Here is a 255-nt window from a genome sequence, read left to right on the forward strand (position 1 = left end):
ACCGCCGCGATCAAGCCGCCCGACTGGCCGTCGAAAATCATCAGCGGCAAGTAGCAGGTCGAACCATAGTGGTGGTTGTAGAACGCCAGCGGCTGCTGGCCGTAGCATGCATCCTCGGAGTGATCCAAATCGAGAATCAAGCTCTTTGGCGGGCTGGCGAAGCTGGCGATGAACTGTTCGACCAGAGCCTCGCTGACGCGATAAATATCCTGGCGACTTGCTGCGTGTTCAAAGCGCGAGATCGTAGCTCCCGAT

At 58.0% G+C, this 255-nt stretch carries 1 protein-coding gene; it reads right to left on the bottom strand.

From position 1 onward, the window contains the following. The coding region (locus tag F2P45_RS35280) for a transposase (protein WP_187367278.1) at positions 1-255 on the bottom strand (255 nt) is incomplete at both ends.

The organism is Massilia mucilaginosa, assembly GCF_011682145.1.
Classification (GTDB): domain Bacteria; phylum Pseudomonadota; class Gammaproteobacteria; order Burkholderiales; family Burkholderiaceae_D; genus Telluria_A; species Telluria_A mucilaginosa.